Below are 13,971 nucleotides of genomic sequence, written 5' to 3'. Positions count from 1 at the left end.
AAATGTACTCCTCCCCTTCGGGGAGGTTAGGGAGGGGTTGAGTTTCAGCGACCAAAGTCTCATGAAGCTACTTCAACGATGGTTGTTTAACCAAGCCATTCTCTACTAAAGTTTCAGTGACCAAAGTCTCATGAAGCTACTTCAACGCAGTTACTGTAACAGTAGTTCTCACCGCAGTAAGGTTTCAGTGACCAAAGTCTCATGAAGCTACTTCAACAAATTGGTTATACCGCCAACGATGTTGAAGAATGGTTTCAGTGACCAAAGTCTCATGAAGCTACTTCAACATACCTGGAGCCAAGTAGAAGCTGGTTTTTTAAGTTTCAGTGACCAAAGTCTCATGAAGCTACTTCAACTTGATAGTAAACGTGTATTTGGTTCCGGACAGTCTGTTTCAGTGACCAAAGTCTCATGAAGCTACTTCAACGACAGGTCTCCCTGAACCGGAAGAGGGAGTGAAGGTTTCAGTGACCAAAGTCTCATGAAGCTACTTCAACAAAAAAGACTCACTTAAAACAAATCCAATAAAATGTTTCAGTGACCAAAGTCTCATGAAGCTACTTCAACTTTATTATTGGGCTTGTAGCAGTCCAATTAACAAGTTTCAGTGACCAAAGTCTCATGAAGCTACTTCAACAACAGGTTGGGTAACAACCCTAAATTTTCTTTGTTTCAGTGACCAAAGTCTCATGAAGCTACTTCAACTGAACCGGATGAAGTCTTTCTTTCAAGGGTTGAAAGGTTTCAGTGACCAAAGTCTCATGAAGCTACTTCAACTATAGTCGAAGCTGAAAAAAGGTTAAGATTTTGTTTCAGTGACCAAAGTCTCATGAAGCTACTTCAACTTAAAATATTAAAAAAACAACTTCCAGTTTGGGGGTTTCAGTGACCAAAGTCTCATGAAGCTACTTCAACTCCATTACTTGCAAAAAAAATGGAAAATGAAAGTTTCAGTGACCAAAGTCTCATGAAGCTACTTCAACTTATTTCAATAAACAAGGAGGGAACCGTATCAAAGTTTCAGTGACCAAAGTCTCATGAAGCTACTTCAACCAAACATTCGACGAACTCTCTGATACAGACAAAAAGTTTCAGTGACCAAAGTCTCATGAAGCTACTTCAACAATGTCGTCTTAAACGACGGCACAGTGTTTCCGAAGTTTCAGTGACCAAAGTCTCATGAAGCTACTTCAACAAATTTCAGGCTCTGCAAAAATGAGCATCAAAATGTTTCAGTGACCAAAGTCTCATGAAGCTACTTCAACAAATTTCAGGCTCTGCAAAAATGAGCATCAAAATGTTTCAGTGACCAAAGTCTCATGAAGCTACTTCAACGGTGGAAACCTTTTCCATGCAGATTTTGGAATATAGTTTCAGTGACCAAAGTCTCATGAAGCTACTTCAACCTTCAATCCTGCGCTATATTGGGGTTTGAAAGAGTTTCAGTGACCAAAGTCTCATGAAGCTACTTCAACGACTTCAATCCTGCGCTATATTGGGGTTTGAAGTTTCAGTGACCAAAGTCTCATGAAGCTACTTCAACACAAAAGTATAGATAATTCTATAATTAACAAGCATCATGCTATTCTTTTTCCGTAATGGAAACGTAGTATTATGCATTACATTAAAAAAATTCAATTTTCGTTTCGCCCAGCCAGTAATCTAATTCGGAAGGTTTATGCCCGGTAATGGATTTCATGTTTTTTAATGTATGTGCCTTTAAGGGCATATAGTACAGCCTTGATCCTTCCGCCTGCGGATGCCGGAGCAGGGTTTGCAGTTTCTTTTTCAACTCAGGATTTTCCTTCGGGCTTTCCCATCCCAGCCAAACTGAGTAGTTAATACGCTCGTAGCCGTATTGCTGCAACTGACGGGCTACTTTTTGCAAGGTACTTTCGTGGGTTATATCGTACATCAGCAGGCAAAAGGTGTGTTTGACTATCATACTTTTTTTATTATTTCTGTCAGCAATTTAACTTCGGTAAGCAGGTGGTTTTGCAGACTTGTGCTTATTCCTTTATACAACATACGCGAATGCAGTTTTTCATAAAAAAGCCCGATAAGTTGCTTACGCCCGGCTTTTGAAATCCGGTATTTTTCGTCGTGTACTTCAATAATATCGTCGGGCATCTGGTTTTGGAGTATGGCGTTTATCAATATCCTGTCCATTACCGGGCGAAACGGTTCCATCAAATCAAAAACCAGGGAAGGCATATGATAACCGTCGCGGTGCATTACGCCAAGTGCCGGATCGAGTCCCATGCTCAGCACGGCTGTTTCAGCCTGATTTCGCAACATACCATACAGGTAGTTGATACAGGCATTAAAAGCGTCCGCGGGTTCACGTTTTACACGGTTGGTAAAAGTAAATGGCAAGGGCAGTTTTGTACCAACAAGTTGCCAGTAACATGCAGCGGCATAGGCTTCGCAAAAAAGAATTTGCTTTTTGTGCACAGAGTTATCGGTAGCTACAGCCGTATGAAGTTTGGCAAGCTGGATATGAATATTGTCCACAGCCTTTTCTACCTCCGGGTTTAGCGAACTTTTTCTGCCGGCTACAAAAACTAAATTATCGGTTTGACCCTGTATTTTTTGTTTAATTATTTCCTCAGCCCATACCAGCGACCGTTCATGTGTGGTAAACAAATATTGTTTTCGTCTGAGCGACGAGGTATTTAAAAACATAGGCGACCAAAGTCTTGCCTGGGGTTTGCCACTGGTATTACATATTACCACCGGTATCTGGCTTTCGGCAGCCAAAATGATAGCAGGACTGCTCATACGGCAGGGCGCTGTTATCAGTATGCTGCTTATCCGTTGCGGATGAATGATTCGTGATTCTTTTTCGGCTTCGATAAGGAAACACTTGTTGCGAACACTTAACTGCAATCCGCGGCTATCGAGTACTATCTGCATGATTTTTTATTATTTATACAAATTAAGGGTTGAAACCCTCTCTGTGCCCCTCTGTGCTTCCTCTGTGTAACTCAGTGTTATAATATGTTTAATTACACAGAGAACCACGGAGCCCCGATAACTATCGGGATCACAGAGAACCACGGAGTTTAATATTTGTTTTTCCCATTCTTTGGTAATATCACATCAAAATTAATATGGTCATGATAACTTCTTTTTTTGAGGGTTAAATTAATCATGCGAATAAAGGATTGAAACCTGCTCTGTGCAACTCTGTGCTGCCTCTGTGTAGCTCCGTGTCATAATATGTTAAATTACACAGAGAACCACTGAGTTTAATATTTATATCTTTCATTCCTCATACACTGATTCAAGCAAACCAGAACTAAGATTTTTATGTACTTCTATTGCACACCCTATGATCTTTTCTGTAATTTGATTGATTTCCATATCTTATTATTTTTAACCCTTGATTCGCATGATTAATGAAATTCATAACCGGCATAACGCCAGCTTATACTCTGCTCTGCCATCGCATCATTATCCAGATTCTCGAACCGGTGCAACAGTTTTAAATATACCGGATGTTCTTTTCCATATACCATTTGAATAAATGCCAGCCGCCCATGGATCACCTGTTTCAGTTTTTCAATCCATTCCACCACATGGTAATCGGGATATTGCATGGCGTAAGCAAATAACTCTTTCAATTTCTGAAGTTCTTTTTCAAACTCATCAATGAATGTGGAAGGAACGGTTACCGTTTTGCCTACCATAAGTCCGGTAATTTCCTTTACATCACTTTTTCCATACCATTTTATTTTTTGGGGATCGGCAACAAAATGATGCGTCTGCAACAATTGCGTAATCTGTTCGTAATGACGGTCGGTTATGGATGCGTTGGACGAAAACGAAAGATCGTCCACATAACGGGTGTAGGTAATGTGGTTTCCCCTTGCCCATTTCAGCAAGTCGTTATCCAGCGGTATGGTGGCAAAATTGGATAAAGGCGGTGAAGTAGGACTGCCCATAGGCAACCTGCCTCTAAAGGTAACAAGGCGGGTAAGCAAATCCTCGGTTTCGGGTGTAAACGAAAAAATAGTGTAATCGTTAAAGATATTTTTCACCTTGGTTAGGTCCACCTGGTAAAAAAAGTTGTCGAAGTCAATATTCAGCAGATAGTTGTTACCTAAATGCCGCTGCGCATTGGTATAGATGTTCCGTTTATCGGCATCGTTTTTCATCGAACGGATAAAGCCAAAAGCGGCGTCGGTTTTATGTTCGAGATAAAGCCATTGCAGCCCGTCGCACAGGCGGTGAAGCAGGGGTTCGAGCATGCCGGTAGGAGTTTCGATGGTGCGTTTTTCGCTTTTCCCAGGCTTGGGTATCCGGAAAACCTTATAGGCAGTTTCTGGTTGAATTTTCACAAGCTCCTTCTCTTTCAGCATTAGGAAGCCGGCAAGTTCTTTTGGGGTGTGGATTTTATCAAGCATAAATTTTTAACATTAGATAAGATGGATAAAAAAATTATAGAACACTGATGACACAGATAGGGCGGATTTTAACAGATTTTATTTAATGGCTAACGGTTAATGGATAATGGGTTTTAGAAGGCTTAGCGGTTCTCTGAGTAATTCTTTTTGCACCTTCTGTTTTATAAAAATTTAAACGCAAAGAGCGCCATGAATTAGAGATTGCCATTTGAACTGGATACGATAGACTTGACAGGATAACAGGATTTTCAGGTTTTACAGGCTTTTAGCACAGTCTGATCAATTTATTCAATCATTAATCCATTAGCTCATTTTCAAATTAGCTCATTTTCAAATTATCAAATTATTTACAGAACACTGATGACACGAATCAGGCGGATTATTATCTTGCTTTTCAAAATGCCTCCTAACTCTCAACTCCCATTAGCTCATTTTTAAATTAACTCATTTTCAAATTATCAAATTATTTATAGAACACTGATGACACGAATCAGGCGGATTATTATCTTGCTTTTCAAAATGCCTCCTAACTCTCAACTCCCATTAGCTCATTTTCAAATTAACTCATTTTCAAATTATCAAATTATCTCAATCATTCCATACCCAAAGGCTTTTACTGTACCGAGTGCCATAAAAGCAGGCAATTGTACATCGGCGGAAAAATCAAGATCGAACGACAGGTAACGGTGTGTTTTGTAAGTGATAGATTTCGGTTCAGCGTTCATCCTCGTTATTTCCACCACAGGACTTTCCACAGCTATATTCAGGTATTTGAACATATCATTTTCAAAATGCTTTTGCAACGTTTGCTCAAGCAACTGTATTTTTTGTACTGCCGAAGCCTGTTCATATAGTTTATGTGTTCGGGCATCCAGTGCCAGGTAGTTGTGGATACGGTAAGTATGCATCTTCCCGTTTTTTGCTATCTCCGTTTCCTGTGCTTTGTAAAGGGAGAAACCTAACAATAAAGTATTGCTTATTTGCACAGCTTGATGATATATAGCAAACAGTTCCGAAAGAGCCTGTGCTCCTTCGTTTATACCGGTTACAAAAAACATCTCGTTATGATGCTGGTAAAGTACGAGCGGATAAGTGGTACGGGTTTGGCTGTTGGTTTCGTCGTGATTATGAAAAAGCGATGTATCCACTCCGGCTTTGATAAGTTGTTGCCGATGGCGGTTTGTCAGCATGTTTATGGCATCGCGTATCCATTCGGCGTTGGCTTTAAGGTAAGATTCGGCGGGTTCGCCTATCAGGAGGTAAGGCTTTATTTGGTAAGTAAGCAGACTGAGCATGATAAAAATATTTTAATATTCGATGATGTAAAGTTTTATATTTAATTTAAAAATTTTGTTCAAACCATCTTCGTAAGTTTGAAACGTATGCCATCGCCCATAACTGAAGAGGCGAGTAGTTAGCCTCCAGGTGGAATTATATCGAGTGAAAGCCGATATGCTATCGCCTCCGGATGGGTTAATAGCCAGCGGAACCCGATATGCTATCGCCTCCGGATGGGTCAAGAGCCAGCGGAACCCGATATGCTATCGCCTCCGGATGGGTCAAGAGCCAGCGGAACCCGATATGCTATCGCCTCCAAGTTGAATTCGAGCCTATGAAAGCCGATATGCTATCAAAATCTGTTAGATATGTATTCGGCTTTACGGGATATTCTATCGGGTAAGGCTTGATTGCTTTCGGCTTTTAACAGATACTGAATCCGGTTTTAGGCTTTGCAATCGAGGAAAAGGAATTTTGCCACAAAGGGGAAAATTATATTTCAAAATAGGAGGTAAAAATCAAATAAAGAACGATAAAGCTTTTCAAAAAGATCGTTTACCGGAGGATTTTCCGTTCCCGGTACAGAAAACAGCCTCCGGCAAGCAAATTTATTCTGCCTTTGGTTTGGCAGTAAAATTACCCTGAGCATCAAATTGCCTACCCAGGTCGTCAACAATTGATTGCATACCGGGGACTTTCATCTTCAGCTTCATCTTTGCATCCATGTAAATGAAACGGGCAAGAACAAAAGCTTCGGCACCGGCAAGACGACGAGTGTCGGTGATCATTTCCGAAAGTCTGTTAGCTTCCTGCAGCAAAGTAGTAAGTTGGGTATGTAACTGATTGTCGTTTTTACCATGGGCAAGTAATTCGGCACCGGGATTAATATCGGGAATACGTGTAGCATATTCAAGAGCTTTGTCAACAAAGGGCTTACGGCGTTCGTCCATTATAAGCAGATTGTCAACTTCCTCTTTACTAAGCTTGGTCAGGAAAGGCATCTTCTCCTTAATGGTGGCAAAAGCCTTCATCACCTCATCATAGACTTCCTGCGTCATCTGGATATCAATTTTATTGTCCATACTTTTCCGTTTTAGGTTAAAAAAACAAAAAATAACGTACTAAATGAGTGTTCCCACCGGGAGGGATTGGAAGAAAAACAAGCTATGTTTTGCATAGTAATGTTATAAATTATCGGGTTTAAATTAAAAAAGAAAGAATCAGGGTTCAAACTGTCCATAGCCGACGTTGGTTTTGGCACCGATGCCGAGGGTCAACAGAACTTGCTCAAAAAATATTTTTTTTATTTCTTTTGTCCATTCATCCGTATTCGTAAAAATAAATCTAAATTTAAACGGTATTTCGGATCTAACTTTAAGAAATTGTATAGGATTGGGATTGGTAAATGGGTCAAGTTCTCTTCTTGATTTATGCTTGTGTGGGGTGATAAAATCATTGGCAAGAAAGGGTCTTGAATTATTTTGTTGAATATCCAGTGCAGCATCAAAGAAGATATCACTGCCCTTCACTTTATCTTCACCGAATATACTTTTGACTAATGATTTTAGCTTATCAATTGAACTTGGTTCATTTTCTGGTAATTCATTAAGGATATTCTCAATCACAGCTTTGTGTTCAAAATCAGGAACGTTTTTATATCTTTCAAGAATCTCGTTAAAAATAAACCTGACAGACTGTACGGATTTATTACCCGTAAAGTTTTTTGGGTTTCGGGCATTTTTATCAACATCAACTTCGAAAATGCTACGGCAAACCCCTTTAACCGAGCTGCCGGGTATTACAGGCAACCCGGTGGTATGATCAAAAAAGAATCCGATTTTAAAATCGCCCGTGGCACCCGTATCATGTGCATAGCCGCTACCTGTCAGTAATCCAGGGTAAGTGGTCGTAAGCTTAAAAACTGTTGTTGCCGCAGGGTTATCCACTTTTGTAAAAGCATTCAGGGGTTTTGAATACAAATCTTTGTAAAACCCATCAAAAGGGTTGGGTTTGCCATCTTTGGTAACTTTGATGACCAGTTCATTATCTTCATGTTTCAGTTCTGTTTTAATACCGGATTCTTTGTAAATCTGTTTGTAAAAAAGCAAACCGAGATTAGGAGCCCGGTATTGATCCCATGTACTCATAGCTGTTCTTTTTTGGATTTCGGGAAAGTACGTATTGCCAGTTTCAGGGCTATGGCTGCATCAAATATTTTATCGGTAAGTAAGCTGATCTCTGCCTGATTTGTATTACCTGTAAAAAGTGTTCTTACCTTATCCAGAAGATTTAAATTCGAATAACCATGCTTTCTCAGAATATTCTGTATGCAAAGAATTATTTTGGGACGGTCAGTGGCACTATCGCCCTTCTGTGAATAAAAAATAATACTGGGCAGTAATCCGGCTGAGATAACAGAAGCACCAAAAGAAGAAATATAACCATTGAATTCTCTGTCAATGGCTGTTTTTCTTCCGTTATCGAGTAATATCTCATGACATGCCTGAATGGCATCGGGTATCATGTTTTGTATCCTTTTCATGGTTTATTATTTAAAGGGTGATCTTATAAAACTTACATAAACCATAACCAATGGTAGCATTCCCTCCAATTTGAACAATGCCATCAGAAAGGATTTGTTCGAATTCTGTTTTTAAAGTACTGGTAGTAGCTATAAAAGTAAGGAACACACTTTGGTGAGGAACCACTTCTTCGTACCATAAGTTGTCGCTCGTGCCGTCTTCTATGCAATTACGGGCAATAACCGGCAAATTCGCGGTAATGGCTTTAAAAGATTCATTGTCGAAGGTAGCGTATTTGGTATCGAAGCCCGATAGATTTGATGTTGCCTGAAGCAAAGGAGAATGTGCAACTTTGTGGCTGTTTTCAATTTTAATATCTTCGGCATACAAATCATATCCAGGTTGACCCGGCTGATAAAAGAACTTGTTGGAAGCATCAGCAGGTAGCTTGAAAATTTCTTTCGTTGTCAGCAATTTTGATTTCTGGTTGAGTTCCTCTATCTGTTTTTTATTGACAGCAAGCACATACTGCTCAAAATTGCAGCGAACTGGTAACGAAACCATATCGGCACCCAAGAATTTGTATTCACCTGTTTCGCTGTCGGTACCGCCTATTGCTTCTTTGCCAAAAATTTTGTTAATATTATCAGAACCTTTATTCCAATTAGGTTGCTGTTCAAAATGTTCCCTTAATGCCCCTTTCAGGCTTGAAGGATGAATGGTTGGAAACCCGGTAACAGTGTCGCGTTGAACCAATTTGTCAACTACTCCATAATTGGCATCGCCACTTCCCACATGCATATTGGTAATGCACTGGATAAAATATGCTTCAAATACGTGTTTCATTTTGTTAATTTTTTATAGTTATAATATGATTGAATCCGATGGTTTTACAATGTGTGTTTTCTTTTGACTGAATTATTTCAGCAACTTCTTCAAGTTTCTCATTGCTGTCAAAATACAAGATTGATCCGCGTTGCAGAAGGTTAAAGCGGTCGCTACGGCTTAATTGTTCGGGATCATTCTTCGATAACCCGCTATATTTTTCCGTTCCTTTTACTTTGCTTTTCAGGTTTCGGAAGCTCACATAGCGATTAACGGAAAGTTCTGATTTTTCAAGAAATCCGGGATCAACAAAACAGTCGCTAATACAAAGGATATAGGATTTATTCCTCACAAAATTTTTAGGTGGGGTAAATGCAACCGGATCCTTTTTATCAACTTCCATTTTAAAGAATGATTTTTCACCGCCAAAGGGAATAAAAAGCGCATCGTTTTGAGGAATCCCGGCATTATCGGCAATTTCCGCGTCAAAACAAAAGCACCAGCCGGATTTCATCCGTTTAGAATTTTGTTTGTAAAATTTATCTTCTTTCGATTCTCCTTTTGCTGCTTTCTCATTGCCTACCTGCATAGCATCTTCGATAATTACTGATAGCTTTTTTTTATCACCCTTATCCGAAATCACCTGTTGGCAAATATCATAGTAGAAATCTTTTGCATTGTAATTTGTATCATTTCCATCTTTCATTTTGGATAATTGAAAATTAGTCATCTTGAAATCAACATCCAAGGGTGCATAGAAAAAGCATTGATTATCTCCATGAAAATACAAAGGACTTATTGATTTAATTTTGCCATAGTCTTGAGGTGGGGTGTTATAATCAAAACTCGAATCTCCGATAATCCTTGCTGCTTCTATTTTATCAGTTATTTTTTTGCCATCAAAAACAATATTATTTTTCAGCAGCAAATAATACCGCAACAAACCCAATAAAGTAGTTTGTTGTGGGTAAAGGTTTGATTCTACGAAATAATTGGTTTCGATTTTCCCGTTTTTTTCTATATGTTTTTCACCGCCAAAGAAAAAGGTATCAATAGGGGTGAGCTTTATCTGGTAATTTGCCATAACATTATTCTTTTTCAGCATTAATAAAATGGATGTAACGTAGTACAGTAAAAATGATATCCCTGCATTTTTGATTATCAGGGTAATCGTTAAATACTTTTTTCGAAAGTTCCCTTACCTTTTTTAGAAAAATATTTTTAGGGTTATCATCACCTCTGTGGATTTTTTCGTCAAAAAAGTTTTCAAAAAAAGGTTCCAGCCGGTTCCCTCTTGCCGCAATTGAAAAAACCTCAAAATACATATCGTCTTTAAACCGGTGGATAAGCCCGCTTAATAAATCGGCATTGGCTTTTCTTTCTGTTTTCTTTTCATCGTTGATATTTATGCTATATGCCTTAACCAGCTCTTTGATATAGCTCCAACTACAGGTTTTCGCTTTTTCGATGCAACAATCCATGTGTTGTCCGCTGTGTTTTTGCAGGCGTAAAGCAACAGAGTTCTTGTAGGGTGTTTTCTTTGCAACATTTTCCATTAATTCATGGGCTATGAGCATCGCTTCTTTAAGGGGATGCTTGATATAGGAAATCATTATCCCATAGGAAAGGGTTGGCGGTTCAACTTTGTTTTCTTTTGCATAAGCACCAATAGTATTCCCAAAACACACATCCAAGTCGTGGATTAGTTGGAAAATGGTGTTGGTTTCTGTTTTACCTTGATTGATACAGGCAACCGGAAGAAAAGCCAGTATATCTTCACCGCCCAGGTAAATTCCATTTCCCCCATAGTCGGCAATTATTTTTTCAGCATATTGTCCAAATTCAAAAAGCTGCTTTGAAAAGCCCTTTAGTTTGTCAAAATCGTCAGAAACTGCTTTCAAAAGGGCTCCTATGTTATCTCCATCAGCATACATTACCGCGTAATACTTGTGGTATGGGAAAATATCAAATTTCTGCTCTTCCAATTCTTTTATTAAATCGGTATCTTCACTTTTAAAATCATCGCGTAAAGCTTTTATATATTTAGTTTTTTCACCACTTCGGTATAATGTGGAAGTTGCAATTTCGGAAACAGACCTGAAATTTCTCTCTTTGTAGTTTTCTCCAAATGCAGCCAATGCCAAAAAACCGTCTTTTGCTTTTTCTTCCAGATAATTGATAAGGTGATTTTCGCTGATCTCAAAGACATAGTTTTGCATCAGCTCTTTTTGATCGAGAAGGTCGTTCATGGTTTTCAACACTTTCCCTTTTTCGGAGATGTCAACTTCCATAATATGAATATTCAGATATTGCTTCAGGTAATTCTCAACCAATTCTTTTCGTGTTGGATCAATTTCTTTGGCAATACCAGCTATAATATTTTTGACAATATTCTCCAGATCGGCCTTGGTTTTACCGGATGGCTCAAAATAAATCCTATCGGCATACAAACCCGAACCGTATTGACTGTCGAAAGTTACCTGATCCCCGTTCAAGGCAGGCATCAGAATTTTAAAACCGTCTTTATTCGTTTGTATTGTAAGTTCTTTCATAAACCAGCTAAAAAAGTAGCTGGCAGCCCAAACAGCACGTGTTTTTTTAACCTGTGCAAAAGTTTCGTAAATTGGGCCTATGGTAAGGGCGAGGTATTTAGTCATGATTTTACATAATTTAATTTAGAAAATCCAATTTGAGAAATATATAAATTAAGGAATCTAATCATATTAAATGATTTTGGAGTATTTAATCCATTGGGGATTATTGGTATGGGTGCATTTAATGCTATCCATTTATTTCCTCGTCTTTCTTTTTTGTGAACTTTAAAAGAAAAATTCTTTGAAAATATATAGTCAGGGATTTCTTCTACTATTGCATATATATGGTTATTAAACCATTTAAAAGTAATTGGAGCTTTGAATCTTTCTATGTCATTATTCGATTCCATTATTACTTGATAGACTATGCTGTCAACATTAGTCCTGAATTCGAAATGCTCTGGTAGTCCCAGTAAAATCCTAATAAAACGGTATGGATAATTCACATCAGGATTATCGTTCCAATCGAAATAATCTGAATCATTTGGATACTCTACACAATCTATAGGATAGAAACCATTTGTATTTAAAAGACCTTCTGGGAAATTTATATCATCTTCATTAATGGCTTTCTTTATTTTTCTTTTTTCCCATCTAGCCTTTTTTTCAAAACACATGTATTGAAAGAGGAGAGATTTCTTATATGGATTGTTATTTCCACTCTTTAGTATTCTCCAATTCCTCATCAATTGGCTATATGTTTCATCATTGAATGTATTAAAGGTTCTGTTGCTTTTAAAGATTGCTTTTCCACTTTTTATAAGAACATCTTCAAATTTGTCAAGACTATTCAAACTTTCTGGTAAAAAATCGCCCCAACCTTTGTTTTGTCTATTACCAAAGCATGAAATGACAAAAAATTCATCAATATTTTCATTTATTAATTTGACAATATTTTCTTGGAAACTTCTTAATGAGAACAATATGCTTTTTGAAGTAATAGCAACTTTATCTGCCTCTGTTATCAATTTAATATCATAGATTTTATCAGGATGTTTATCTTTAGAAAGAATTAAAATTTTATAATCCAAAGCCGGATGTTCCCCTTTTCCGATCAGCCATTCTTTCCATTCAATTTTATGGTGTTTTGCGTATTCGAGAAAAGATTTTCCAACATCAAAATATTCTTCTTTATCATTTACAATTCGGTATTCATCGTAACCCTTTCCGGGAGACTTGCCCTCTCCCTTCAAAAGTTTCTCCATAATAAACTTATCCAGCTTCGGTTTTACTTCCGTGGCACGGAGAGTAGCCCCATCCTGGTCGTGCTGGAAATGGATCAGCGGGGTGTGTTGTTTGAGTGTAAATGTGAGTTTATACATAATTATATGGTTTTTGTAGTTTTAAAGAATTCTCTAATATCAAGCTTCCATCTTTTATTAATAATCCAAATTACAGTACCTGTCATCACTATGATAATCGCAATGCTTATCCAAAAAGGCCAGTAAAAATCTCCTCCAAACAAGTACTCAGGAATATTTTCAGGCATGGTATTTATTCCAAACAATCCAACCAGTAGGGTTGCAGGTAAGAAAATTGCTCCAAGAATGGTTATTGCAGTCATTCGGCGATTTTGTTCTTTATTGTCGAGGAGTGTTGCATAATGGTGCAGTTCGCCTATCTCATTATCCAGGTCTTTTACTTGTTCTTCAATTTTCATCCTTTTCTGAATGAGATCATACATTTCAATACCCTGCTCCTGCGCCGTGATTTCACGGAAGTAAATCTGGTTAACAAATCGGATGTATTCCCTATAGAAATCGCTGATCAATTCGGCCAATTCAGAAGATTTGATCTCCTTTAACCCACTCAGGTGGGTTACTTCATCAGAAAATTTAAGGATAGAAGCACGTTGTATAAGCGAAATTTCTACCATACGGGCATACATGGTGCGAAATATCCGAAGGAAAACATCATGAGCAGAGCCATCCCCTCCGGAAAGAAAAACCATAGAATACCGGCTAATGCCATATAAACTTCCATATTTTTGCCATCGAAAATAGGTATGAGAATTCAGAATATCCTTTTTCATCTTATCGTTCTGACAAGTGCAATCTCCCCCATCGACAAAAAGAAAACGATACCAATAATCATCTTTTAGCATTAACCCTGCTTCAATTTTATTTGAATATTCTTTATTGCCAATCCACGATACGACATGCATCCGGTCATCTATCACAGGTTCTATAATGAGTTCCGGCGAAAGATCTTCGATAAGGGAGCGAATGAAACGGCAAACATTCCATGGTTTTGACATGGGAGTATAATCCATAAAATCTTCGAAATAGCGGTTAGCAGTCCCCTGCAATCCATTAATTGAAATATGATCGGCTAATTCCCTGT

At 38.2% G+C, this 13,971-nt stretch carries 13 protein-coding genes and 1 CRISPR repeat array; all 13 genes read right to left on the bottom strand.

Annotated elements, in window-relative coordinates:
• Positions 1-41: 41 nt before the first annotated feature.
• Positions 42-1,543: a CRISPR direct-repeat array (repeat unit 36 nt; unit sequence GTTTCAGTGACCAAAGTCTCATGAAGCTACTTCAAC).
• Positions 1,544-1,624: 81 nt separating this feature from the next.
• A complete protein-coding gene (gene cas2 / locus M0R21_13055; GenBank protein ID MCK9618750.1) occupies positions 1,625-1,945 on the bottom strand; it encodes a CRISPR-associated endonuclease Cas2 in 321 nt (106 codons plus the stop codon).
• Positions 1,942-2,916, bottom strand: coding sequence for a CRISPR-associated endonuclease Cas1 (cas1, locus tag M0R21_13050; GenBank protein MCK9618749.1), 975 nt, complete (start codon positions 2,914-2,916; stop codon positions 1,942-1,944). The genes cas2 and cas1 overlap by 4 nt, the downstream gene beginning before the upstream one ends.
• Before the next feature lie 351 nt (positions 2,917-3,267).
• Positions 3,268-3,366 (bottom strand): hypothetical protein, encoded by a 99-nt coding sequence (locus M0R21_13045; GenBank protein MCK9618748.1) that lies wholly within the window; start codon positions 3,364-3,366, stop codon positions 3,268-3,270.
• A 32-nt stretch (positions 3,367-3,398) separates the two neighbouring features.
• Positions 3,399-4,409 (bottom strand): reverse transcriptase family protein, encoded by a 1,011-nt coding sequence (locus tag M0R21_13040; GenBank protein MCK9618747.1) that lies wholly within the window; start codon positions 4,407-4,409, stop codon positions 3,399-3,401.
• Between the two features lie 578 nt (positions 4,410-4,987).
• Positions 4,988-5,704 carry a hypothetical protein gene (locus tag M0R21_13035; GenBank protein ID MCK9618746.1) on the bottom strand — a complete coding sequence of 239 codons (717 nt, stop codon included), beginning with the start codon at positions 5,702-5,704 and terminating at the stop codon, positions 4,988-4,990.
• A 591-nt stretch (positions 5,705-6,295) separates the two neighbouring features.
• Positions 6,296-6,769 carry a hypothetical protein gene (locus M0R21_13030; GenBank protein ID MCK9618745.1) on the bottom strand — a complete coding sequence of 158 codons (474 nt, stop codon included), beginning with the start codon at positions 6,767-6,769 and terminating at the stop codon, positions 6,296-6,298.
• 138 nt (positions 6,770-6,907) lie between these two features.
• The gene (gene cmr6, locus M0R21_13025) at positions 6,908-7,834 is read right to left on the bottom strand and encodes a type III-B CRISPR module RAMP protein Cmr6 (GenBank protein MCK9618744.1); all 927 of its coding nucleotides are present in this window, start codon (positions 7,832-7,834) and stop codon (positions 6,908-6,910) included.
• Positions 7,831-8,229, bottom strand: a complete 399-nt coding sequence (locus M0R21_13020) for a hypothetical protein (GenBank protein ID MCK9618743.1) — start codon at positions 8,227-8,229, stop codon at positions 7,831-7,833. The genes cmr6 and M0R21_13020 overlap by 4 nt, the downstream gene beginning before the upstream one ends.
• Before the next feature lie 10 nt (positions 8,230-8,239).
• Positions 8,240-9,055 carry a type III-B CRISPR module RAMP protein Cmr4 gene (cmr4, locus tag M0R21_13015; protein MCK9618742.1) on the bottom strand — a complete coding sequence of 272 codons (816 nt, stop codon included), beginning with the start codon at positions 9,053-9,055 and terminating at the stop codon, positions 8,240-8,242.
• A 4-nt stretch (positions 9,056-9,059) separates the two neighbouring features.
• Positions 9,060-10,139 carry a hypothetical protein gene (locus tag M0R21_13010; GenBank protein ID MCK9618741.1) on the bottom strand — a complete coding sequence of 360 codons (1,080 nt, stop codon included), beginning with the start codon at positions 10,137-10,139 and terminating at the stop codon, positions 9,060-9,062.
• Positions 10,123-11,691 carry a hypothetical protein gene (locus M0R21_13005; GenBank protein ID MCK9618740.1) on the bottom strand — a complete coding sequence of 523 codons (1,569 nt, stop codon included), beginning with the start codon at positions 11,689-11,691 and terminating at the stop codon, positions 10,123-10,125. The genes M0R21_13010 and M0R21_13005 overlap by 17 nt, the downstream gene beginning before the upstream one ends.
• Entirely contained in the window at positions 11,688-12,950 is a 1,263-nt protein-coding gene (locus M0R21_13000) for a hypothetical protein (protein ID MCK9618739.1), read from the bottom strand. The genes M0R21_13005 and M0R21_13000 overlap by 4 nt, the downstream gene beginning before the upstream one ends.
• A 2-nt stretch (positions 12,951-12,952) precedes the next feature.
• On the bottom strand, positions 12,953-13,971 hold a 1,019-nt coding region (locus M0R21_12995; GenBank protein MCK9618738.1), incomplete at its 5' end, for a CorA family divalent cation transporter.

Source organism: Lentimicrobiaceae bacterium (assembly GCA_023227965.1).
Classification (GTDB): domain Bacteria; phylum Bacteroidota; class Bacteroidia; order Bacteroidales; family JALOCA01; genus JALOCA01.
The sequence above is the reverse complement of the archived record's forward strand: the minus strand, read 5'-3'. Positions and strand labels throughout refer to the sequence as shown.